Source organism: Xylophilus sp. (assembly GCA_009914555.1).
Classification (GTDB): Bacteria; Pseudomonadota; Gammaproteobacteria; order Burkholderiales; family Burkholderiaceae_C; genus WNDY01.
Window position 1 is genome coordinate 40,307 of record WNDY01000024.1, and the last position, 21,114, is coordinate 61,420.

General features: G+C 68.9%; 20 protein-coding genes and 1 pseudogene. 16 read left to right on the forward strand and 5 right to left on the reverse strand.

Annotated elements, in window-relative coordinates:
* Positions 1-4: 4 nt before the first annotated feature.
* The 9 genes from der (at position 5) to GAK38_RS12330 (ending at position 8,631) form a co-directional block, all read left to right on the forward strand.
* Positions 5-1,348 carry a ribosome biogenesis GTPase Der gene (gene der / locus GAK38_RS12290; protein WP_325344497.1) on the forward strand — a complete coding sequence of 448 codons (1,344 nt, stop codon included), beginning with the start codon at positions 5-7 and terminating at the stop codon, positions 1,346-1,348.
* A 103-nt stretch (positions 1,349-1,451) separates the two neighbouring features.
* Positions 1,452-1,703: an RNA chaperone Hfq gene (gene hfq / locus GAK38_RS12295; protein ID WP_443089209.1), complete on the forward strand. Its 252-nt coding sequence runs from the start codon at positions 1,452-1,454 to the stop codon at positions 1,701-1,703.
* A gap of 57 nt (positions 1,704-1,760) precedes the next feature.
* Entirely contained in the window at positions 1,761-2,942 is a 1,182-nt protein-coding gene (gene hflX / locus GAK38_RS12300) for a GTPase HflX (protein WP_325344498.1), read from the forward strand.
* Between the two features lie 47 nt (positions 2,943-2,989).
* A complete protein-coding gene (gene hflK, locus GAK38_RS12305; protein ID WP_325344500.1) occupies positions 2,990-4,354 on the forward strand; it encodes an FtsH protease activity modulator HflK in 1,365 nt (454 codons plus the stop codon).
* A 21-nt stretch (positions 4,355-4,375) separates the two neighbouring features.
* Positions 4,376-5,287 (forward strand): protease modulator HflC, encoded by a 912-nt coding sequence (hflC, locus tag GAK38_RS12310; protein ID WP_325344501.1) that lies wholly within the window; start codon positions 4,376-4,378, stop codon positions 5,285-5,287.
* Positions 5,288-5,321: 34 nt separating this feature from the next.
* The gene (locus GAK38_RS12315; protein ID WP_325344503.1) at positions 5,322-5,510 is read left to right on the forward strand and encodes a DUF2065 domain-containing protein; all 189 of its coding nucleotides are present in this window, start codon (positions 5,322-5,324) and stop codon (positions 5,508-5,510) included.
* A 69-nt stretch (positions 5,511-5,579) separates the two neighbouring features.
* Positions 5,580-6,728, forward strand: coding sequence for an ATP phosphoribosyltransferase regulatory subunit (locus tag GAK38_RS12320; protein ID WP_325344505.1), 1,149 nt, complete (start codon positions 5,580-5,582; stop codon positions 6,726-6,728).
* Between the two features lie 23 nt (positions 6,729-6,751).
* Entirely contained in the window at positions 6,752-8,083 is a 1,332-nt protein-coding gene (locus GAK38_RS12325; protein ID WP_325344507.1) for an adenylosuccinate synthase, read from the forward strand.
* A 23-nt stretch (positions 8,084-8,106) separates the two neighbouring features.
* A complete protein-coding gene (locus tag GAK38_RS12330; protein ID WP_325344509.1) occupies positions 8,107-8,631 on the forward strand; it encodes a phosphoribosyltransferase in 525 nt (174 codons plus the stop codon).
* A 117-nt stretch (positions 8,632-8,748) separates the two neighbouring features.
* On the opposite strand, the gene GAK38_RS12335 is transcribed toward GAK38_RS12330, so the two are convergent.
* A complete protein-coding gene (locus tag GAK38_RS12335) occupies positions 8,749-9,702 on the reverse strand; it encodes a LysR family transcriptional regulator (RefSeq protein ID WP_325344511.1) in 954 nt (317 codons plus the stop codon).
* A 121-nt stretch (positions 9,703-9,823) separates the two neighbouring features.
* Here GAK38_RS12335 and GAK38_RS12340 point away from each other — a divergent pair, with 121 nt between their 5' ends.
* Positions 9,824-10,831 (forward strand): bile acid:sodium symporter family protein, encoded by a 1,008-nt coding sequence (locus GAK38_RS12340; protein WP_325344513.1) that lies wholly within the window; start codon positions 9,824-9,826, stop codon positions 10,829-10,831.
* Positions 10,832-10,959: 128 nt separating this feature from the next.
* A complete protein-coding gene (locus tag GAK38_RS12345; protein ID WP_325344515.1) occupies positions 10,960-11,394 on the forward strand; it encodes a response regulator transcription factor in 435 nt (144 codons plus the stop codon).
* Here GAK38_RS12345 and GAK38_RS12350 read toward each other — a convergent pair.
* The 4 genes from GAK38_RS12350 to GAK38_RS12365 all read right to left on the reverse strand — a co-directional run bounded on the left by GAK38_RS12350 (position 11,351) and on the right by GAK38_RS12365 (position 17,790).
* Positions 11,351-13,036 (reverse strand): Na/Pi cotransporter family protein, encoded by a 1,686-nt coding sequence (locus GAK38_RS12350; RefSeq protein WP_325344517.1) that lies wholly within the window; start codon positions 13,034-13,036, stop codon positions 11,351-11,353. The genes GAK38_RS12345 and GAK38_RS12350 overlap by 44 nt on opposite strands.
* A 116-nt stretch (positions 13,037-13,152) precedes the next feature.
* Entirely contained in the window at positions 13,153-13,650 is a 498-nt protein-coding gene (gene lspA, locus GAK38_RS12355) for a signal peptidase II (protein WP_325344519.1), read from the reverse strand.
* An 84-nt stretch (positions 13,651-13,734) separates the two neighbouring features.
* Positions 13,735-16,581 (reverse strand): isoleucine--tRNA ligase, encoded by a 2,847-nt coding sequence (gene ileS / locus GAK38_RS12360; RefSeq protein ID WP_325344521.1) that lies wholly within the window; start codon positions 16,579-16,581, stop codon positions 13,735-13,737.
* Between the two features lie 120 nt (positions 16,582-16,701).
* Positions 16,702-17,790, reverse strand: a complete 1,089-nt coding sequence (locus GAK38_RS12365; protein ID WP_325344523.1) for a bifunctional riboflavin kinase/FMN adenylyltransferase — start codon at positions 17,788-17,790, stop codon at positions 16,702-16,704.
* A 143-nt stretch (positions 17,791-17,933) separates the two neighbouring features.
* On the opposite strand from GAK38_RS12365, the gene GAK38_RS12370 reads away from it, so the two are divergent.
* The 5 genes and pseudogenes from GAK38_RS12370 to GAK38_RS12390 all read left to right on the forward strand — a co-directional run bounded on the left by GAK38_RS12370 (position 17,934) and on the right by GAK38_RS12390 (position 20,990).
* Positions 17,934-18,491, forward strand: coding sequence for an HNH endonuclease (locus GAK38_RS12370; protein ID WP_325344525.1), 558 nt, complete (start codon positions 17,934-17,936; stop codon positions 18,489-18,491).
* 80 nt (positions 18,492-18,571) lie between these two features.
* Positions 18,572-19,564 (forward strand): TRAP transporter substrate-binding protein, encoded by a 993-nt coding sequence (locus GAK38_RS12375; RefSeq protein WP_325344527.1) that lies wholly within the window; start codon positions 18,572-18,574, stop codon positions 19,562-19,564.
* Positions 19,565-19,628: 64 nt separating this feature from the next.
* Positions 19,629-20,144: a TRAP transporter small permease gene (locus tag GAK38_RS12380; RefSeq protein ID WP_325344529.1), complete on the forward strand. Its 516-nt coding sequence runs from the start codon at positions 19,629-19,631 to the stop codon at positions 20,142-20,144.
* Positions 20,145-20,154: 10 nt separating this feature from the next.
* Positions 20,155-20,655, forward strand: a pseudogene (locus GAK38_RS12385) (TRAP transporter large permease subunit); the annotation flags it as partial.
* Positions 20,656-20,714: 59 nt separating this feature from the next.
* Entirely contained in the window at positions 20,715-20,990 is a 276-nt protein-coding gene (locus tag GAK38_RS12390) for a transposase (protein WP_325344531.1), read from the forward strand.
* The last annotated feature ends 124 nt before the right edge of the window (positions 20,991-21,114 follow it).

The following is a 21,114-nucleotide window of genomic DNA, read 5'->3' on the forward strand; positions in this document are numbered from 1 at the left end:
TTCCATGAAGCCCGTCATCGCCCTCGTAGGGCGCCCCAACGTCGGCAAGTCGACGCTGTTCAACCGCTTGACGAAGTCGCGCGACGCCATCGTTGCCGACTTCGCCGGGCTCACGCGCGACCGCCACTACGGCAACGGCCGGCAGGGCAGGCACGAGTACATCGTCATCGACACCGGCGGCTTCGAGCCGACGGCCGACTCCGGCATCTACCAGGAGATGGCCAAGCAGACGCGCCAGGCCGTGGCCGAGGCCGACGTCGTCGTCTTCGTCGTGGACGCACGTGCCGGCCTGTCGGCGCAGGACCACGACATCGCCGGCTACCTGCGCCGGCTCGGCAAGCCCTGCGTGCTGGCGGCCAACAAGGCCGAGGGCATGAAGGAAGGTGTGCAACTGGGTGAGTTCTACGAGCTGGGCCTGGGCGAGGTCTACCCGGTCTCGGCCGCGCACGGCCAGGGCATCCGCAGCCTGGTCGAGCTGGCCCTGGAACCGCTCAACCTGTCGGGCCCCGACGAGGACGAGGACGAAGTCGACCGCGGCATCGTGCGCTTGGCCGTGGCCGGCCGCCCGAACGTGGGCAAGTCCACCCTTATCAACACCTGGCTCGGTGAGGAGCGGCTCGTCGCCTTCGACCTGCCGGGCACGACGCGCGATGCGATCTCGGTGCCGTTCGAGCGCAACGGCCAGCGCTTCGAGCTGATCGACACGGCCGGCCTGCGCCGCAAAGGCAAGGTGTTCGAGGCGATCGAAAAGTTCTCGGTGGTCAAGACGCTGCAGGCCATCGAGGGCGCCAACGTCGTGCTGCTGCTGCTCGACGCGACCCAGGGCGTGACCGACCAGGACGCGCACATCGCCGGCTACATCCTCGACAGCGGCCGCGCCGTGGTGATCGCGGTCAACAAGTGGGACGCGGTCGACGAGTACCAGCGCAAGCTGGTCGAGCGCTCGATCGAGACGCGCCTGGCCTTCCTGCGCTTCGCCAACATCCATTCCATCTCGGCGAAGAAGCGCCAGGGCCTGGGTCCGGTATGGCAATCGATCGTGCAGGCCAACAAGGCGGCGACCTGCAAGATGACCACGCCGGTGCTCACCCGCGTCCTGCAGGAGGCCGTGCAGTTCCAGACGCCGCCCAAGAGCGGCATGTACCGCCCCAAAATGCGCTATGCGCACCAAGGCGGCATGAACCCGCCGGTCATCGTGATCCACGGCAATTCGCTGGAGCATGTGACCGATGCCTACAAGCGCTTCCTTGAAGGGCGCTTCCGCAAGCAGTTCGACCTGGTCGGCACGCCGCTGCGGGTGGAGTTCAAGACCTCGCAGAATCCGTTCGCGTCGAAGGACGGCGCATAAACGTATGGCGGCGCGGTAAATAGCAGGCCTGCCGGGCCGGGGCAAGCTTTGCCTGTGGTAAGGTGGCGTTCCAACAACAATTCCCCTGAACACGGAGAATATCGTGAGCAACAAAGGCCAGCTTCTTCAAGACCCCTTCCTCAACACCCTGCGCCGCGAGCACGTGCCGGTGTCCATCTATCTCGTCAACGGCATCAAGCTGCAGGGGCAAATCGAATCCTTCGACCAGTATGTCGTGCTGCTGCGCAACACTGTGACGCAGATGGTCTACAAGCACGCCATCTCTACCATCGTGCCGGGCCGCGCCGTGAATTTCTCCGCGGCCGAGGCTCCCGACGCCGGCAACGGCGCCTGATCTCCCGGGCATCCCGGCTCCTGCGGCTCGGGTGCCTGGCACCCCCATCGTCGCTCCTTGAGTTCGCCCACCACACCGTCCACTCCGGCCGCCACCCCCGTCGTTCTCGTCGGGGTTGACTTCGGCCTGCCCCACTTCGATGTCGAACTGTCCGAACTCGGCCTGCTGGCCGATACCGCCGGCATGCGGCCGGTCGCCCGCATCACCTGCAAGCGCCGCGCGCCCGACGCGGCGCTTTTCGTCGGCAGCGGCAAGGCCGACGAGATCCGGGAACTGGCCCGGATCCACGGCGCGCAGGAGGTGCTGTTCGACCAGGCGCTGAGCCCGGCGCAGCAGCGCAATCTGGAGCGGCACCTGCAGATGCCGGTCAACGACCGCACGCTGCTCATCCTGGAGATCTTCGCGCAGCGCGCGCGCAGCCATGAGGGCAAGCTTCAGGTCGAGCTGGCCCGGCTGCAGTACGTGAGCACGCGCCTCGTGCGGCGCTGGTCCCACCTGGAGCGCCAGACCGGCGGCGCCGGGGTGCGCGGCGGCCCAGGCGAGAAGCAGATCGAACTCGACCGCCGCATGATCTCCGAGGCGATCAAGCGCACCAGGGAGCGGCTGGACAAGGTACGCAGGCAGCGCGCCACCCAGCGCCGCCAGCGCGAGCGCCGCGAGACCTTCAACATCTCCATCGTCGGCTATACGAACGCCGGCAAGTCCACGCTGTTCAACGCGCTGGTCAAGGCCCGCACCTACGCGGCCAACCAGCTGTTCGCCACGCTCGATACCACCACGCGCCAGCTCTACCTGGGCCAGGATGCAGAAGGTCGCGCGCGCTCGGTGTCGCTGTCGGACACCGTGGGCTTCATCCGCGACCTGCCGCACGGCCTGATCGACGCCTTCCAGGCCACGCTGCAGGAGGCGGTCGATGCCGACCTGCTGCTGCATGTGGTCGATGCGTCCAACCCCGAGTTCCCGGAGCAGATCGCCGAGGTGCAGCGCGTGCTCGGCGAGATCGGGGCCGATGCGATCCCGCAGATCCTCGTGTTCAACAAGTTCGACGCGGTAGCGCCCGCGCAGCGGCCGGTGCAACTGGAGGACAGCTACGAGATCGACGGCGTGCAGGTGCGGCGGCTGTTCGTGAGCGCGCAGGCCGGCACCGGCCTGGCCGTGCTGCGCGAGCGCCTCGCGGCCGAAGCCGCCGCGGCCATGACCCCAGGAGCCGCTGCCGAATTGCAGGGGGCCGAACCGTGATTGGGCACAATCCCCCGCACACCATCCAAAGACGATAGAAGCTGCGCATGAATCTCCATCTTCGGGCTTTCTGCCGGGCCACGCTGCCGGGCCGCATCAGGGGCATGTTCAACCTGAACGACCCGCGCTGGGGCCGCGGCGACGACAACAACAACCAGGAAGGTCCGCGCAACGAAACCGACCCGCCGCCGGGCAGCCGCGGGCGCGGCAACAACGCCAGCCAGCCGCCGGACCTCGACGAGCTCTGGCGCGACCTCAACCGCAAGCTCGGCGGCCTGTTCGGCGTCAAGGGCAGTGGCGGCAACCGCGGCGGATCCTCGGGGGGCATGCCGCCGGACTTCCGCGGCGCGGGCGTCGGCCTGGGCCTGATCGCCGCCGTGGCCGTGCTGATCTGGCTGGGCACCGGCTTCTTCATCGTGCAGGAAGGCCAGCAGGCCGTCATCACCCAGTTCGGCCGCTACCAGTCCACCGTGGGCGCCGGCTTCAACTGGCGCCTGCCGTACCCGATCCAGCGCCATGAACTGGTGTTCGTGACGCAGATCCGCTCGGCCGACGTGGGGCGCGACTCCATCGTCAGGTCCACCGGACTGCGCGAGTCGGCCATGCTGACGCAGGACGAGAACATCGTCGAGATCAAGTTCGCCGTGCAGTACCGCCTCAACGACGCGCGCGCCTGGCTGTTCGAAAGCCGCAACCCGGCCGAGGCCGTGGTGCAGGCCGCCGAGACGGCGGTGCGCGAGGTGGTCGGCAACATGAAGATGGACACGGCGCTGGCCGAGGAGCGCGACCAGATCGCGCCGCGCGTGCGCACGCTGATGCAGACCATCCTCGACCGCTACAAGGTCGGCGTCGAAGTCGTCGGCATCAACCTGCAGCAGGGCGGCGTTCGCCCGCCCGAGCAGGTGCAGGCGGCCTTCGACGACGTGCTCAAGGCCGGCCAGGAGCGCGAGCGCGCCAAGAACGACGCCCAGGCCTATGCCAACGACGTGGTGCCGCGCGCCGCCGGCACCGCCTCGCGCCTGAAGGAAGAGGCCGAGGCGTACAAGGCCCGCATCGTGGCGCAGGCGCAGGGCGACGCCCAGCGCTTCGCCCAGGTGCTGTCGGAGTACCAGAAGGCACCGCAGGTCACGCGCGACCGCATGTACACCGACGCGATGCAGCAGGTCTACACCAACGTGACCAAGGTGCTGGTCGATGCACGCCAGGGCGGCAGCCTGCTGTACCTGCCGCTCGACAAGATCATCCAGGGCGTGGCCGCCGCGCCCGCCGCAGCGTCGTCCCAGCAGCCTTCCGACAATTCCGCGGGCCAGGCCGCGCCGTCCGGCACCACCGTCGTGCCGATCACACCCTACGGCGGCGTGGACGGGCGGCTGCGCGACAGCGGCCGCACGCGCGACCGCGAGGTGCGCTGAGACGAGAGGGAGAACGAACACATGAACAGAATCGGTTTCATCGGCGCGACCATCGTGCTGGTGCTCGCACTGCTGAGCTCCACCATCTTTGTCGTGGACCAGCGCCAGTTCGGCGTGGTCTACGCGCTCGGCCAGATCAAGGAAGTCATCACCGAGCCGGGCCTGAACTTCAAGCTGCCGCCGCCGTTCCAGAACGTCTCGTACATCGACAAGCGCCTGCTCACGCTCGACAGTTCCGACACCGAGTCGATGCTTACGGCCGAGAAGCAGCGCGTTGTGATCGACTGGTACGTGCGCTGGCGCATTTCCGACCCGTCGGAGTACATCCGCAATGTCGGCCTCGACGAAAGCGCCGGTGCCATCCAGCTCAACCGCGTGGTGCGCAATGCCTTCCAGGAAGAGGTCAACCGCCGCACCGTGCGCGAACTGCTGTCGACCAAGCGCGACGCGCTGATGAACGATGTGAAGAAGGACGTGCTGGACGTGGTGCGCGGCGCCCGGCCCTGGGGCGTGGACGCCGTGGACGTGCGCATCACCCGCGTGGACTACGTCGAGGCGATCACCGAGTCGGTCTACCGCCGCATGGAGGCCGAGCGCAAGCGCGTGGCCAACGAACTGCGCTCCACCGGCGCGGCCGAGGGGGAGAAGATCCGCGCCGACGCCGACCGCCAGCGCGAGGTGACCATCGCCAGCGCCTACCGCGACGCGCAGAAGATCAAGGGCGAGGGCGACGCCGAGGCCGCGCGCGTCTATGCCGAATCCTTCGGCCGCGACCCGCAGTTCGCCCAGTTCTACCGCAGCCTGGAAGCCTACAAGTCCAGCTTCGCCAAGAAGAGCGACGTGCTGGTGGTCGATCCGGCCTCGTCGGACTTCTTCCGCAACTTCCGCGCCGGCGCCGCGCCGGCCGGCGGCGGCGCGCCGGCCCGCAAGTAGGCAGGCCGCGCGTTCGCGCACGGTTTCTCCGGCCATGGACGGCGATTCCCTCTGGACGGCGCTGGCCCTCGTTCTCGTGATCGAGGGGCTGATGCCGTTCATCTCCCCGGGCGGCTGGCGCCGCCTGTTCACGCAGGTGCTGGAGCTGCGTGACGGACAGATCCGGTTCATCGGCCTGTCATCGATCGCGGCCGGCCTGATCCTGCTCGCGCTGGTCTCCTGAAGGTGGGTCCTGCCGGGCGGGCCAGCGCCTGCCCGGTAGAATCACGTTTTTAACAGCCTGCCTCACCCCATGTCTGCCTGGGTCCTCCCGGATCACATCGCCGATGTCCTGCCGTCCGAGGCGCGGCACATCGAAGAATTGCGTCGCGGGCTGCTCGATACCGCGCGCGGCTATGGCTACGAACTCGTGATGCCGCCGCTGCTGGAGCATCTCGAATCCCTGCTCTCCGGCACCGGCCGCGCACTGGACCTCAAGACCTTCAAGCTGGTCGACCAGCTCTCCGGCCGCAGCATGGGCCTGCGCGCCGACACCACGCCGCAGGTCGCCCGCATCGATGCCCATCTCTTGAACCGCGACGGCGTCACCCGCCTGTGCTACTGCGGCCCGGTGCTGCACACCCGCCCCGACCGCCCGCATGCCACGCGCGAGCCGCTGCAGTTCGGCGCCGAGATCTACGGCCATGCCGGCCTCGAAGCCGACCTGGAGGCGCTGAGCCTGGCGCGCGACTGCCTGGCCGTGGCCGGCGTGCAGGGCGCGACGGTCGACCTGGGCCATGCCGGCATCGTGCGCGCGCTGCTCGCGGGCACGGCCGTGCCGGCCGAAACGCTGGCCCGCGTGCATGCCGCGCTCGCCGCCAAGGATGCGAGCGAACTCGCCGGCGCCGCGCAGGACTGCGCCGCGCCGGTGCGCTCCGCACTGCTGGCGCTGCTGCGCCTCTACGGCGAGCGCGAGGTGCTCGACGAGGCCGGGCGCGTGCTGCCGTCCTCGCCCGCGCTGCAGCAGGCGCTGGCGCAGCTGGGCTGGCTGGCCGACCAGCTGGAAGGCACGCCGGTGTCATTCGACCTGGCCGACCTGCGCGGCTATGCGTACTACAGCGGCGCGCGCTTCGCGGTCTACGTGCCGGGCGCGGCCGATGCGCTGGTGCGCGGCGGCCGCTACGACGAGGTCGGCGCGGTCTTCGGCCGCAACCGGCCGGCCGCCGGCTTCAGCCTCGATCTGCGCGAGCTGGTCGCCGTGGCCGCGCCGCGGCCGCTGCGCGCGGCCGTGCGTGCCCCGTGGGGCGATGCGCCCGCGCTGCGCCAGGCCATCGCGGCGCTGCGCGCCCGGGGCGAGACGGTGGTCTGCGCGCTGCCGGGCCACGGCAGCGAAATCGACGAATTCCATTGCGACCGCGAGCTGATCGAGCAGGGCGGGCAGTGGGTCGTGCAATCCATTTGAGTAGTTTCAGCAGGCGAAGCAAGATGAGCAAGACGAGCGGTCGCAACGTGGTGGTGGTCGGCACCCAGTGGGGCGACGAAGGCAAGGGCAAGCTGGTGGACTGGCTGACCGAGAGCGCGCAGGGCGTGGTCCGGTTCCAGGGCGGCCACAACGCGGGCCACACGCTGGTGATCAACGGCGTGAAGACGGCGCTGCACCTGATCCCGAGCGGCATCATGCGCCCCGGGGTGAAGTGCTACATCGGCAACGGCGTGGTGCTGTCGGCGGCCAAGCTGTTTGAGGAGATCGAGGGGCTGGAGAAGGCCGGCGTCGAGGTGCGCTCGCGCCTGCGCGTGTCCGAAGCCTGCCCGCTGATCCTGCCGTTCCACGCGGCGCTCGACGTGGCCCGCGAGGCCGCGCGCGAGCAGGGCGGCAGCGAGAAGATCGGCACCACCGGCCGCGGCATCGGCCCGGCCTATGAGGACAAGATCGCCCGCCGCGCGCTGCGCGTGCAGGACCTGAAGCACCCCGAGCGCCTGGCCGAGAAGCTGCGCGTGCTGCTGGACCTCTACAACTTCGTGCTCACGCAGTACCTGAAGGCACCGGCGCTGGAGTTCGAGCCGATCTACGACGAGGCGCTGCGCCATGCCGTGCTGCTGGGGCCGCTGATCGCCGACGTGTCGCGCGAGCTCAACGACGCCCACCGCGACGGCGCCAACCTGCTGTTCGAAGGCGCGCAGGGCACGCTGCTCGACGTGGACCACGGAACCTATCCGTTCGTCACGTCGAGCAACTGCGTGGCCGGCAACGCGGCCGCGGGCGCCGGCGTGGGCCCGGGCCTGCTGCACTACGTGCTGGGCATCACCAAGGCCTACTGCACCCGCGTGGGCGGCGGCCCGTTCCCGACCGAGCTGGACTGGGAGACGCCGGGCACCGTCGGCTACCACCTGTCGACCGTGGGCGCCGAGAAGGGCGTGACCACCGGCCGCAGCCGCCGCTGCGGCTGGTTCGACGCCGCGCTGCTCAAGCGCAGCGCGCAGGTCAACGGCCTGTCCGGCCTGTGCATCACCAAGCTCGACGTGCTCGACGGCATCGAGGAGCTGCAGCTGTGCACCGGCTACGAGCTCGACGGCCAGAGGATCGACATCCTGCCGCTGGGCGCCGACGAGATCGCGCGCTGCAAGCCGGTCTACGAGACGCTGGAAGGCTGGACCGAATCGACCGTGGGCGTGACCCGCTACGAAGACCTGCCGGTCAACGCGCGCCTGTATCTGCAGCGCATCGAGCACATCTCCGGCGTGCCGATCGACCTGATCTCCACGAGCCCCGACCGCGATCACACGATCCTCAAGCGCCACCCCTACCTGGCCGATTGAGGGCGAAGCTGGAGTCCCCCACCATGTTGACCGAAGACGGCAAGCATCTCTACGTCAGCTACGACGAGTACCACAACCTGATCGAGAAGCTCGCGATCAAGATCCACCAGTCGGGCTGGGAGTTCGACAACATCCTGTGCCTGGCGCGCGGCGGCATGCGGCCCGGCGACATCCTCTCGCGCATCTTCGACAAGCCGCTGGCCATCATGTCGACCAGCTCGTACCGCGCCGAGGCGGGCACGGTGCAGGACCGGCTCGACATCGCGCGCTTCATCACCACGCCGCGCGGCGAAATCGCAGGGCGCGTGCTGCTGGTGGACGACCTGGCCGATTCGGGCAGGACGTTCGGCGCCGTGGTCGACAACCTGCGCACCCACTACAAGCCGGTCACCGAACTCAGAACGGCCGTGATCTGGACCAAGGGCGTGTCGGTGTTCCAGGCCGACTACTCGGTCGAATTCCTGCCGACCAATCCCTGGATCCACCAGCCGTTCGAAGCCTACGACCGCACCCGGCCGCAGAAGCTGCTGGAGAAATGGAAAGTCTGAGCGCGCAGCCGCTACCTGCATCTGCCCCGCGCTGCGGGGCTTGTTGTTTTTAACGGGGGTATATCCCTGTAGTGAGCGTAGGCCGTGCGCCAGCGGTTGGTTGGTCGGGGGGTATGCCTAACCTCCAGCCGGCGCCGGTGCGATAGGCTCCATCGCCGCGGCGACGCCGCGCACCAGCTGCCAGACCTGTTCCACCACCGGTGCCAGCGTGCGGTTGCGCCGGTGCACCAGCATCACGTCGCGCTCCACCTGCGGCGCCAGCGGCCGCACCGCCAGCCCGGTGGCGCCGGCCGGCAGGCAGGGCAGGGCCAGGGCCGGCACCACGGCCACGCCCAGGCCGGCGGCGACCATCTGGAACACGGTGCTGACGTGGCCGACCTCCTGCGCCACCTCGGCGGCCACGCCTTCGGCCGCCAGCGCGGCGTCGATCAGCCGGCGGCTGCCCGAGGCATGGTCCAGCAGCACCAGCGGCCAGTCCGCCAGCGCAGGCCAGGCCGCCGCGCGCGCCTGCGCCAGCGCATGGTCGCCGGGGCAGACGAGCACGAAGGGCTCGCGCAGGATGGCCTCGCAGTGCAGATCTCCGGCCGCGCCCGGCTCGACCACGACGCCGAAATCGACTTCGCCCGAGCGCACGCTGGCCAGCACGTCCTGCTGCAAGCGGTCGAGCAGCACGATCTCGATGCCCGGCGCCTGCGTGCGGCAGGCCGCGATGCAGGCCGGCAGCAGGTTGGCCGACAGCGTCGGGCTGCTGGCCACACGCACCCGGCCCTGGCGCCGCGTGGCCATGCCGCGCAGGTCGAGCAGGGCGAGTTCCAGGTCGTCCAGCAGCCGGTCGAGCCGGCCGGCCAGGCTGCGGCCGGCGTCGGTCAGCGCCACCTCGCGCGTGGTGCGGTCGAGCAGCTTCAGGCCCAGCTGCGCCTCCAGCTCGCGGATGCTGCGGCTCACGGCCGGCTGGGTCAGGCCGATCGATTCGCCGGCGCCGCTGAAATTGCGCTGCTGCGCGACCGCCTGGAACACGCGCAGCTGGCGCAGCGTGATGTTGGGATTCCAGGGGCGGTCGGCATCGGACATGGTGTCTCAGTGAATTGATGATTCGTAATCATAGATACATCACATAAATCCATTTCTTTTCGGCGCGCGGCTGGGGTCCAATCGCCGCCTGCTCCGCATCCAGATTTCTGAGGATTCCGCCATGGCCCGCCCGGCGCTCTTGCCCGACAACTTCACGCTCTGCCTCGTCGCCACTGTCGTGGTGGCGAGCGTCCTGCCCGCTGCCGGCGATGCCGCCGTCGTCTTCAAGTGGCTGACCACGCTGGCGATCGCGCTGCTGTTCTTCCTGCACGGGGCGCGGCTGTCGCGCCAGGCGGTCGTCGCCGGCCTGCTGCACTGGCGGCTGCACCTGCTGGTGCTGGCCAGCACCTTCGTGCTGTTCCCGCTGCTGGGCCTGGTGCTCAAGCCGCTGCTGGAGCCGCTGGTGTCGCCCAAGTTCTACCTCGGCGTGCTCTACATCTGCGTGCTGCCTTCGACGGTGCAGTCGTCGATCGCGATGGTGGCGCTTGCGCGCGGCAACGTATCGGCGGCGGTGTGCAGCGCCTCGGCCTCGACGCTGCTGGGTATCTTCGTCACGCCGCTGCTGGTCGGCGCGCTGGTCGCGCCGCACGGCGGCGCCTCGTACGGCGGGCTCGAAGCCGTCGGTCGCATCGTGCTGCAGCTGTTCGTGCCGTTCGCGCTGGGGCACCTGCTCCAGCCGTGGATCGGCGGCTGGGTGCGCGCCAGGGCCAAGACGCTCAAGCTGGTGGACCAGAGCTCCATCGTGCTCGTGGTCTACACCGCCTTCAGCGCCGCGGTGATCGAAGGGCTGTGGCACCAGGTCTCGGGTGCGCAGCTGGCCAGCCTGCTGCTGGTCTGCGCGCTGCTGCTGGCCACCGCGCTGGCGACGATGACCTGGGCCAGCCGCCGGCTCGGCTTCGGCAAGGAGGACGAGATCACCATCGTCTTCTGCGGCTCCAAGAAGAGCCTGGCCAGCGGCGTGCCGATGGCCAACGTGCTGTTCCCGGCCGCGGCCGTGGGGCCGATCGTGCTGCCGGTGATGCTGTTCCACCAGATGCAGCTGATGGTCTGTGCCGTGCTGGCGCAGCGCTATGCGCGCCGGCCGGACGCGCCGGCGGTGCCTACGGCGGCGGCCACGCCGGCCCGCTAGGCGGCGGCAGTTTTTCCTACCCGGCCATGGGCAGTGGGCTCTCACCCCCGGGACGGCCCGACTCCTACATTGACTCCGGACGCTGGGGCCGGCAAGGTGCCCCGCCTTCTGCCGAAGGAGAACGGAACATGGGATTCAGGGCTTACATCGTCGAGGACAGTGTCACGATCCGCGACAACCTCAAGGAAGCGCTCAAGGAACTGGCCGACGTCGAGGCGCTCGGCGAGGCCGACACCGAGCAGGAAGGCAAGGACTGGCTGCTGAGCCACGCCGAGCAGTGGGACATCGCCATCGTCGATCTCTTCCTGCGCGAAGGCTCGGGGCTCAATGTGCTCGAAGCCTGCCGGCGCCGGCGGCCGCAGCAGAAGATGGTGGTGTTGAGCAACCATGCCACGCGCGAGATCCGCTGGCGCTGCGCGCAGCTCGGCGCCGATGCAGTGTTCGACAAGTCCACCGAGATCGATGCGCTCATGACCTGGTGCCGCCGCGAGCAGCAGCGCCGGGCCACGGCCGGCGGCGTCACGGAGCCGGGGGGGGCTGGGGCACGGTCCGGTCTCCACTGACGACCGGCTCGCGCAACCGGCTCGGCGCCAGCGCGCCGGCCGAATCGAGGATCGGGTAGGCGATCGAGCAGATGTGGGAGTTGATGCGCTTCAAGTCGCTGATCAGGTCGATGTGCAGCGAGCTGGTCTCGATGCTCGGCAGCGTCTGGTCGGCCAGCCGCTCCAGGTGGGTGCCGGCGTAGGCGCGCTCCAGATCGCGGAAGCGGGCCTTTTCCTCCAGCAGCTTTTGCGCGTCGCGCACGCTGCCGTTGAGGAACACGCTCATGCCCAGGCGCAGGTTGGCGATCAGGCGCTGGTGCAGTTCGGTGATCTCGGCCATGCCGGCCTCGGAGAAGCTGCGGCCCTGCCTGATCTTCTTGTCCTCGATGTCGATGAGGATGCGCTCGACGATATCGCCGATCTGCTCCATGTTGATCGTGAAGCTGATGATGTCGGTCCAGCGCCGGCTCTCCTCCTCGCCGAGCGATTCGCGCGAGACCTTGGTCAGGTAGTACTTGATGTCCGAGTACAGCTCGTCGACCCGGTCGTCCATGCGCCGCAGATCCTGGGCCAGCCGCAGGTCGTTGTTGCGGATCACCTCGGGCACGCCGAGCAGCATGGTCTCGACGATGTCGGCTTGGTGCAGCGCCTCGCGCGCGGCGTTGGAGATGGCCAGCGTCGGCGTCGACAGCGCCGACGGGTCGAGGTGCCGCGGGCGCAGCGACGACGCGCTGTCCTGCGGCTTGGGCAGCAGCCGGGTGATGGCGTCGGCCACCCACTGCGTGAGCCCGATGAAGCCCAGGCTGATGACCACGTTGAAGCCCAGGTGGAACAGCACCACGCTGGTCGTGCGGTCGGTCATGTACGGATGCACGTGGTCGATCCACAGCCCGACGAAGGGCGAGACAAAGGCCACGCCCAGCAGCTTGAAGAACAGGTTGCCGATGGTCACCTGCCGCACCTCGACGGCCGACTTGGCGGTGGTCAGCACCGCCAGCACGCCGCTGCCCAGGTTGGCGCCGAGCACCAGACCCAGCGCCACCTCCATCGGCACCGCGCCCGACTGGGCCATGGCGGCGATCAGCAGCACGATGGCCAGGCTCGAATAGGCCACCACGGCCAGCGCGGCGCCGATGGTGATCTCCAGCAGGATGTCGCTCGACAGCGAGCCGAGCAGGGTGCGCACCGCAGGCGCGGCCAGCAGCGGCTCGGTGGCCTGCACCACGAGCTGCAGCGCCAGCAGCATCAGGCCCAGGCCGATGAAGACGTGGCCGACGCGGCCCGAGGGCCGGTCCTGGCGCGAGACGAACAGCACCACGCCGACGAAGATGAACAGCGGCGACAGCCACGACAGGTCGACCGAGAACAGCACCGAGATCAGCGCCGTGCCCACGTCGGCGCCGCGCATCACGGCCAGCGCCGCCGGCAGGGCGATCAGGCCCTGGCCGACGAAGGAGGAGGTCATGAGCGAGGTCGCGGTGCTCGACTGCACCAGCGCCGTGACGCCGATGCCCGACAGCGCCGCGGTGAAGCGGTTGCCCATGCTGCGCGCCAGGATCTGCCGCAGGCTGGCGCCGAACACCCGCAGCACACCCGTTCGTACCAGGTTAGATCCCCAGACGAGCAAGGCGACGGCGGCGAGCAGGTTCAGCAGGTGCTTCATAAAAACAGGGCATTGACTATACCCCCGTTCCTGCGGTGCGCGGCCTCCGCCGCGGCGCCCGGCCTGCCGCGATACCTGCGCCGGTATGGCCCGGCGGATCGGCCGGGCAGACGGCTCTACCGGCTCTTTCCGACGCGCCGCAGTTCGTCGAGGATCAGGCAGGCCGCGCCGACGGTGATGGCCGCGTCGGCCACGTTGAAAGCCGGAAAGTGCCGCCCGGCCCAGTGGAAGTCGAGGAAGTCCACCACGTAGCCGTGCAGCGCGCGGTCTACCACGTTGCCCACCGCGCCGCCCAGGATGCTGGAGAGCGCAAACGAGAACAGCCGCTGGCCCGCGTGCAGCCACAGCTGCCACAGGATGAACACGGCGGCGGCCGCGCCGATGCCGATGAAGAGCCAGCGCTGCCAGCCCGAGCCGGTCGCCAGGAACGAGAAGGCCGCGCCGGTGTTGTGGGCCCGCACCACGTTGAAGAAGCCGGTGACGTAGGTTGCGTCGCCGAGCCGGTACCAGCCCAGGATCAGGAGTTTGGTGAACTGGTCGGCGATCAGCAGGATCAGCGCCCAGCCGAGCCAGAGCCAGGGGCCGCGGCCGGCCGGGGACGAGGAGCGTGGCATGTCGTGTGCTGCGTGAATACTGAGGGTATATGGCCACAGCGCGCGGTTTGCGCCCGCTGTGGCGGCCTGGGGAGGGGAGTATATTCAGGCGAAGCGGCGCGTTTCGCCGGCGCCGTAGAGGTTGTCGATGGCGCGGGCCGACAGTTCGGGGTGGGCCGGGTCGCGGCCTACGGTCTCGCTGTAGTGCCAGGTCATCGCGCACTTGGCGCCCGGCGCCTGCGCGACCTCGACCGCCAGCGCATCGCCGGCGGCCAGCGCGGCCGCCGAGGTGATGGTCACGAACTTCAGGTCGTCGCCCAGGCTCGCGAGCAGGGCATGGTCCTCGGGCGCGGCGGCGATGGTGACGGCCGCCTGCAGCGACGAGCCGATCCGGCCTTCGGCGCGCACTTCCTCGATGCGCTTGTTGACCACGTCGCGGATTTCGCGGATGCGGGACCACTTGTGCAGCAGCGCCGCGTCGCCGGCGGGCTGCGGCACGCTCCAGAAGGTCTCGGTGAAGATCGACGGCGACTGGCCCGGCGCGAACACCTTCCAGGCCTCCTCGGCGGTGAAGCTGAGGAAGGGCGCCATCCAGCGCAGCATCGCCTGGGTGATGTGCCACAGCGCGGTCTGCGCGCTGCGCCGCGCCGGGCTCTTGGCCTGGGTGACGTAGAGCCGGTCCTTGAGCACGTCGAGGTAGAAGCCGCCCAGGTCTTCCGAGCAGTAGAGCTGGAGCTTGGCGACCACGGGGTGGAACTCGTAGGCGTGGTAGTGCTCCAGCACCTCGGCCTGGAACTGCGCAGCGCGGGCCAGGGCGTAGCGGTCGATCTCCAGCAGCTCGTCGAGCGGCAAGGCGTCCCTGACCGGGTCGAAGTCGCTGGTGTTGGCCAGCAGGAAGCGCACCGTGTTGCGGATGCGGCGGTAGCTGTCGACCACGCGGGCCAGCACCTTGTCGTCGCCGGCGATGTCGCCCGAATAGTCGCTCGATGCGACCCACAGGCGGATGATCTCGGCGCCCAGCTTCTTGCTGACCTCGTCGGGCTCGATGCCGTTGCCCAGCGACTTGCTCATCTTGCGGCCCTGGCTGTCCACGGTGAAGCCGTGGGTCAACAGGCCCCGGTAGGGCGCGCGGCCCTCGATGGCCGAGGCCAGCAGCAGCGAGCTGTGGAACCAGCCGCGGTGCTGGTCGTGGCCTTCGAGGTACAGGTCGGCCTCCGGCCCCGTGTCGTGGTGCGCCTCGGGGTGGGTGCCGCGCAGCACGTGCCAGAAGGTGGAGCCGGAGTCGAACCACACTTCGAGGATGTCGGTGCTCTTGGTGTAGACGGCGGCTTCCTCGGCGCCCAGGATCTCTTCGGCGGTCACGCGGCTCCAGGCCTCGATGCCGCCCTGCTCGACGATGGCCACGGCCTGGTCGAGGAGCTCCATGGTGCGCGGATGCAGTTCGCCCGAATCCTTGTGCAGGAAGAACGGCAGCGGCACGCCCCAGCTGCGCTGGCGCGAGATGCACCAGTCGGGCCGGTTGGCGATCATGTCGTGCAGGCGCGCCTTGCCGTTGGCCGGAAAAAAGCCGGTGTGCTCGATGGCGGCCAGCGCGGTCTGGCGCAGCGTCTGCGGTGCCTTGTCCTTGGTGAACACGCCTTCGCCTTCGTCCATGCGGATGAACCACTGGGCGGCGGCGCGGTAGATCACCGGCGTCTTGTGGCGCCAGCAGTGCGGGTAGCTGTGGGTGATGGTGGTGGTGTCGAGCAGGCGGCCGGCGTCGCGCAGCGCCTCGATGATGGCCGGCACGGCCTTCCAGATGTGCTGGCCGCCGAACAGCGGCAGGTCGGCCGCGTAGACGCCGTTGCCCTGCACCGGGTTCAGGATCTCGTCGGTCGCGAGGCCGTTGGCGGTGCAGGAGAAGAAGTCGTCCAGGCCGTAGGCCGGGGCCGAGTGCACGATGCCGGTGCCGTCGTCGGCCGTGGCGTAGTCGGCCAGGTAGACCGGGCTCACGCGGTCGTAGCCCGCGTCCACATGGGCCAGCGGATGGCGGAATTCGAGCTTGTCGAACGACGCGCCGCGGGTGGTCGCGATCACGCGGCCCTCGAGCTTCCAGCGCGCCAGGCACTTGTCGACCAGGGCCGAGGCGACGATGAAGTTGCCGCGCTCGGTCTCCACCAGGCTGTAGTCCAGTGCGGGATTGACGTTGAGCGCCTGGTTGGCGGGGATGGTCCAGGCGGTGGTCGTCCAGATGACGATGAAGGTTTCCTGGTCCAGCTTGGGCAGGCCGAAGGCTGCGGCGAGTTTGGCCGGATCGGCGCTGGGGAAGGCGACGTCAATGGTCTGCGACTTCTTGTCGGCGTATTCGATCTCGAACTCGGCCAGCGAGGAGCCGCAGTCGAAGCACCAGTACACCGGCTTCTGGCCGCGGTACACGAAGCCGCGCTCCATCACGCGCTTCAAGGCGCGCAGCTCGCCGGCCTCGTTGGCGTAGTCCATGGTCCTGTAGGGATGGTCCCAGTCGCCGAGCACGCCCAGGCGCTTGAAGCCGGCCATCTGGATGCCGATCTGCTCGGTGGCGAAGGCGCGGCTCTTGGCCTGCATCTCGTCGCGCGGCAGGTTGCGGCCGTGCTTCTTCTCGACGGCGTTCTCGATCGGCAGGCCGTGGCAGTCCCAGCCCGGCACATAGATCGCGTCGAAGCCTTCGAGCTGGCGGGCCTTGACGATCATGTCCTTGAGGATCTTGTTGACCGCATGGCCCATGTGGATCTGGCCGTTGGCGTAGGGCGGGCCGTCGTGCAGGATGAACTTCGGCGCACCGCGTCGCGCGTCGCGCAGGCGCTGGTAGATGCCTTGCTCCTCCCATTCCCGGATCCAGCCCGGCTCCCGCCGGGGCAGGTCGCCGCGCATCGGGAAGGGCGTGTCGGGCAGGTTGAGCTTGCTGCGGTAGTCGGTCTTGGCGTCGTCGGACATGGCGGCGGGAGGCAGAGGGAACGCGGGCCGGGGCCCGGGGAAAGACGGGGTATACGCCCATAGCGCGCGCCATTCGCGCGCTTCCAGGCTGTACCCAGGGAGGTATGTGGCGGGCGAGCGTTAAATTCGGTCGCGCGTCGTCTGCCGGTGCGTCTGGGCGTGGAGCGAGGTGAAGAAGGCGCGGGCCTCGTCGCAGTCGCGCGAGATGCCGGCCTTGAGGGCGTCGAGTCCGTCGTACCGGAGCTCGTCGTGCAGTTTGTGCAGCAGTTCCACCTGGATGATTTTACCGTAGGCCCCCTCGGCGCCGAGGTGCGCGGGCCATTGCAGGCAGTGGGTTTCGAGCAGCACGCGGCCGCCGTTGACGTCGCGCGGATCGAGCGACGGGCGCACGCCCAGGTTGGCCACGCCGGGCAGCGGCACGTCGGCGAGGCCGCGCACCTGCACGACGAAGATGCCGCCAGCGGCCGGCTTCCAGTGTTTGAAGCGCAGGTTCAGCGTGCGAAAGCCCAGGTTGCGCCCGAGCTTGGCGCCGTGCACCACGTGGCCGCTGATGGTGTAGGGCCGCCCCAGCAGCCGCGCCACGTCGGCGAGCCGGCCGGCGGCCAGAGCGTCGCGCACCGCCGAACTCGACACGCGCAGGCCGTAGCCGTCGGGCCGCCCCAAGGCGGCGGGCTCCCCCTCGGGGGGCGGCGAGGACACGGAGTGCTGGGCGTGGGGGTTGGAAATCTGGTAGCTCAGCATGCGCGCCACGTCGAAGCCGCGGGCCGCGCCGGCGGCGTCGAGCATCGCGTAGTCGCCCGCGCGCCGCGCGCCGAAGCGAAAGTCGTCGCCCACCAGCACGTAGCGCGCGCCCAGGCCCTGCACCAGCACCTCGTCGACGAAGGCCTGCGGCGACTGCGCGGCCAGCCGGGCGTTGAAGGGCAGCACCACGACCTGGTCGACCTCGCAGCGCTTCAGCTCGGTGAGCTTGTCGCGCAGCGTGCCGACGCGCGCCGGGGCGAAATCGCGCTCGTTGCGCACGCCGGCGAAGTAGTCGCGTGAATGGGGCTCGAAGGTCAGCACGCAGCTGGGCACGCCGCGCAGGTGGGCCTCGTTGCGCAGCAGCGCCAGCATGGCCTGGTGGCCACGGTGCACGCCGTCGAAGTTGCCGATGGTGACCGCGCTGGCAGGCGCCACGTCCGGATGGTGGAAGCCGCGGAATATCTTCATTGGTGTTGTGTCCAGGGCGTTCCGGATGCTACGGCGCCTGTCATGGAGTCGGGGTATATTGTGCCGCTTGAGGCCCTGGCATGCGAGTTGCTGGGGCCGTCGAAACGTCCGCAATCCCATGCCGTTGTCGATGGAGGCGTGTTTTGAAGGTCCTGAAGTTGTCGGCCCAGGGGCTGCCGCAGTCCTGGGTTTCGCTGGAGCAAGCCGTCACCCACTACGCCGCCGGCGAGGTGCGCTGGGAGGCGGGCGCGCAGATCGCCGTGTTCCGCGGCGGCCACAGCGCGCGCACCGGCGAGCAGTCGGTGATCGCGGTCAACAGCATCATCGGCACGCGCGGGGTGCCGCGCATCAACCCGTTCGATCTCAAGCCTGGCCTCACGAATTCCAAGCTGTTCGCGCGCGACCGCAACGTCTGCGCTTACTGCGGCCAGCAGTTCGACGAGGAAGATCTCACGCGCGAGCACATCGTGCCGTTTGCCCAGAACGGCCGGGACCACTGGATGAACGTGGTCACCGCCTGCCGCGCCTGCAACCATCGAAAGAGCCACCGCACGCCGGAGCAGGCGGGCATGCCGCTGCTCTACGCACCCTACGTGCCGAGCCTGTGGGAGGACTTCATCCTGCGCAACCGGCGCATCCTGGCCGACCAGATGGAGTTCCTGATGGCGCACGTGCCGCGCAATTCGCGGCTGCTGGCCTAGCGGGCGCGCCGGCAGGGCGCCACTACAATCCCGCAGCCGCCGACGAGGCGGCTTTTTTCGCACCTACAAGGACCGACACCATGGAGACCTCCCGCCGTACCCTCGTTGCCGGCTGCGCAGCCGCAGCCTTCGCCCTGACCGTCGGCGGCACCGCCTTCGCGCAGCAGGCCAAGGAAGTGAAGATCGGCTATGCGCTGGCCGTCAACTCGCACTACGGCGCCGCGGCCAACGCCTGGGCCGAGACGGTGGAGAAGGGCTCCAGCGGCGCCTTCAAGTTCAAGCAGTTCCCCTCCAGCGCCCTGGGCGGCGAGCGCGAGCTCATCGAGAGCCTGCAGCTCGGCACGGTCGAGGCGGTGATCGTCTCCACCGGCGCGCTGAGCAACTTCGTGCCCGATGTGGGCGTGGTCGACATCCCGTTCCTGTTCCGCGACACGGCGCATGCGCGTGCCGTGCTCGACGGCGACTTCGGCCGCGAACTGCTCGGCAAGTTCCAGAAGCGCGGCCTGATCGCGCTGGCCTGGGGCGAACAGGGCTTTCGCCACCTGACCAACAACAAACACCCGGTCGCCAAGCCCGAGGACCTGAAAGGCCTGAAGATCCGCGTGACCGAGAACCCGGTGCACATCACCGCGTTCCGCACACTCGGCGCTTCGCCCACGCCGATGTCCTGGCCCGAGGTGATCGGCGCGCTGCAGCAGGGCACGATCGACGGGCAGGAGAACCCGATCTCGGTGATCGTCTCGGCCAAGCTCTGGCAGGTGCAGAAGTACCTGTCGCTGACGGCGCACGTCTACGCGCCGATGGCGCTGATCGTCTCGCCGGCCTTCTGGGGCACGCTGAACGACCCGCAGAAGGCGCTGTTCATCCAGGGCGCCAAGGCTGGCGCGGCAGCGTCGCGCCGCTTCGTCGACGCCGTCGAGAAGAAGGGCGTGGACGAGATCCGCAGCCACGGTACGCAGGTCGTGACGCAGGTGGACACCACCGCCTTCCGCAGCGCGCTCGCGCCGGCCTACAAGCAGTACGCGGCCAAGTACGGGCAGAAGACGCTCGATCAGATCACGGCCGCCCAGTAGGCCGTCCTCCGCGTTTCTCCATCGCCCGGCCGCGCCGGGCGTTCGTTTTTCCTGAGTGATTCCCATGCTCGACCGCTTCGAACGCGCCCTCGTGGCCGCCAACCGCTGGCTGCTGATCCTGCTGCTGCTGGCGATGGCCTGCGTCGTCTTCGCCAACGTGGTGCTGCGCTACACCACCGGCGATTCGCTGGTCTGGGCCGAGGAGGTCGCGCGCCACCTGATGATCTGGGGCACGTTCCTCGGCGCCGGGCTGGTGCTGCGCTTCGGCGGCCATGTGGCGATCGACAACCTGCACCACAGCGTGGCGCTGGCCGCGGCGCGCGCCATCCGCGCCGTCGTGGCCGCGGGCATCGGCATCTTCTGCCTCGTGATGGCCTGGTTCTCGGTCCAGTACGTCTGGGCCACGCGGTTCCAGACCACACCGGCCACCGACATCCCGTTCGCCTGGATCTACGCGGCCATGCCCGCGGGCTTCGCGCTGATGTTCGTGCACCTGCTGTTCATGGCGCGCGGTTACGTGCGCGACGGCAGCTTCGTGGCCTCCGACGAGATGGACGCCGAATCGGCGGCCTCGCTGTAGAGGACCGACCATGGCCATCACCCTGTTCATCGCCGCGGTCGTTCTCATGGCGCTCGGCTTTCCGGTCGCCTTCGCGCTCGCGATGTCGGCCGCGCTCGCGGTCGCCGTCGGCGGGCGCTATCCGCAGCTGATCGTCTTCAAGGAGATGTTCACCGGCATCGACAGCTTCCCGCTGATGGCGGTGCCGTTCTTCATCCTCGCGGCCGAGATCATGTCGGGCGGCGCGCTCACCGCCGTGCTGCTGCGCTTCGCGGCGCAGTTCGTCGGCCACCTGCGCGGCGGGCTCGGCTATGCCAATGTGCTGTCGCTCACGCTGTTCTCGGGCATTTCGGGCTCGGCGCTGGCCGACGCGGCCGGCCCCGGCGCGATGATGGTCCGGATGATGGAAAAGGCCGGCTACTCGCGCGCCTATGCGGCCGCGCTCACCGCCAGCACCGCCATCGTCGGGCCGATCATCCCGCCGTCGATCATCATGATCATCTACGCGCTGCAGGACGAGCAGGTCTTGATCTTGCCCCCGTTTCACGGACACCCCTATAAGCGATTAACTATCGCAATAGGAGGTGGACGATGACCAAGAGCAAGGCAGGCAGAAAGGGGCAGGAGTTCAGCCTGGAGTTCAGGCAGCAGGCACTGTTGCGAGCGGCCACAGAAGGGGTAACCACGGTGGCTCGTGATCTGGGGTTGCAGCCTGCCCAGCTGTACAGTTGGCGCGCCCAGGCGCGGCGGCACGACCAGGACGATCAGGCACAATGCTTGGAGTTGGCCGAACATGCACGGCTCAAACGTGAAGTGGCGCGGCTGGAGGAGGAGAACGCTTTCCTAAAAAAAGCGGCGGCGTACTGATCTTGCCCCCGTTTCACGGACACCCCTATAAGCGATTAACTATCGCAATAGGAGGTGGACGATGACCAAGAGCAAGGCAGGCAGAAAGGGGCAGGAGTTCAGCCTGGAGTTCAGGCAGCAGGCA

Excerpts from the sequence above, each read along its gene's own strand:
- der (WP_325344497.1), top strand. The coding sequence starts at position 5 with ATGAAGCCCGTCATCGCCCTCGTAGGGCGCCCCAACGTCGGCAAGTCG.
- GAK38_RS12335 (WP_325344511.1), bottom strand. The coding sequence starts at position 9,702 with ATGTCCGATGCCGACCGCCCCTGGAATCCCAACATCACGCTGCGCCAG.
- GAK38_RS12365 (WP_325344523.1), bottom strand. The coding sequence starts at position 17,790 with ATGAAGATATTCCGCGGCTTCCACCATCCGGACGTGGCGCCTGCCAGC.
- GAK38_RS12345 (WP_325344515.1), top strand. The coding sequence starts at position 10,960 with ATGGGATTCAGGGCTTACATCGTCGAGGACAGTGTCACGATCCGCGAC.
- ileS (WP_325344521.1), bottom strand. The coding sequence starts at position 16,581 with ATGTCCGACGACGCCAAGACCGACTACCGCAGCAAGCTCAACCTGCCC.
- GAK38_RS12325 (WP_325344507.1), top strand. The coding sequence starts at position 6,752 with ATGAGCAAGACGAGCGGTCGCAACGTGGTGGTGGTCGGCACCCAGTGG.
- GAK38_RS12340 (WP_325344513.1), top strand. The coding sequence starts at position 9,824 with ATGGCCCGCCCGGCGCTCTTGCCCGACAACTTCACGCTCTGCCTCGTC.
- GAK38_RS12380 (WP_325344529.1), top strand. The coding sequence starts at position 19,629 with ATGCTCGACCGCTTCGAACGCGCCCTCGTGGCCGCCAACCGCTGGCTG.
- GAK38_RS12320 (WP_325344505.1), top strand. The coding sequence starts at position 5,580 with ATGTCTGCCTGGGTCCTCCCGGATCACATCGCCGATGTCCTGCCGTCC.
- GAK38_RS12330 (WP_325344509.1), top strand. The coding sequence starts at position 8,107 with ATGTTGACCGAAGACGGCAAGCATCTCTACGTCAGCTACGACGAGTAC.
- GAK38_RS12350 (WP_325344517.1), bottom strand. The coding sequence starts at position 13,036 with ATGAAGCACCTGCTGAACCTGCTCGCCGCCGTCGCCTTGCTCGTCTGG.
- hflK (WP_325344500.1), top strand. The coding sequence starts at position 2,990 with ATGAATCTCCATCTTCGGGCTTTCTGCCGGGCCACGCTGCCGGGCCGC.
- lspA (WP_325344519.1), bottom strand. The coding sequence starts at position 13,650 with ATGCCACGCTCCTCGTCCCCGGCCGGCCGCGGCCCCTGGCTCTGGCTC.
- GAK38_RS12315 (WP_325344503.1), top strand. The coding sequence starts at position 5,322 with ATGGACGGCGATTCCCTCTGGACGGCGCTGGCCCTCGTTCTCGTGATC.
- GAK38_RS12390 (WP_325344531.1), top strand. The coding sequence starts at position 20,715 with ATGACCAAGAGCAAGGCAGGCAGAAAGGGGCAGGAGTTCAGCCTGGAG.
- hflC (WP_325344501.1), top strand. The coding sequence starts at position 4,376 with ATGAACAGAATCGGTTTCATCGGCGCGACCATCGTGCTGGTGCTCGCA.
- GAK38_RS12375 (WP_325344527.1), top strand. The coding sequence starts at position 18,572 with ATGGAGACCTCCCGCCGTACCCTCGTTGCCGGCTGCGCAGCCGCAGCC.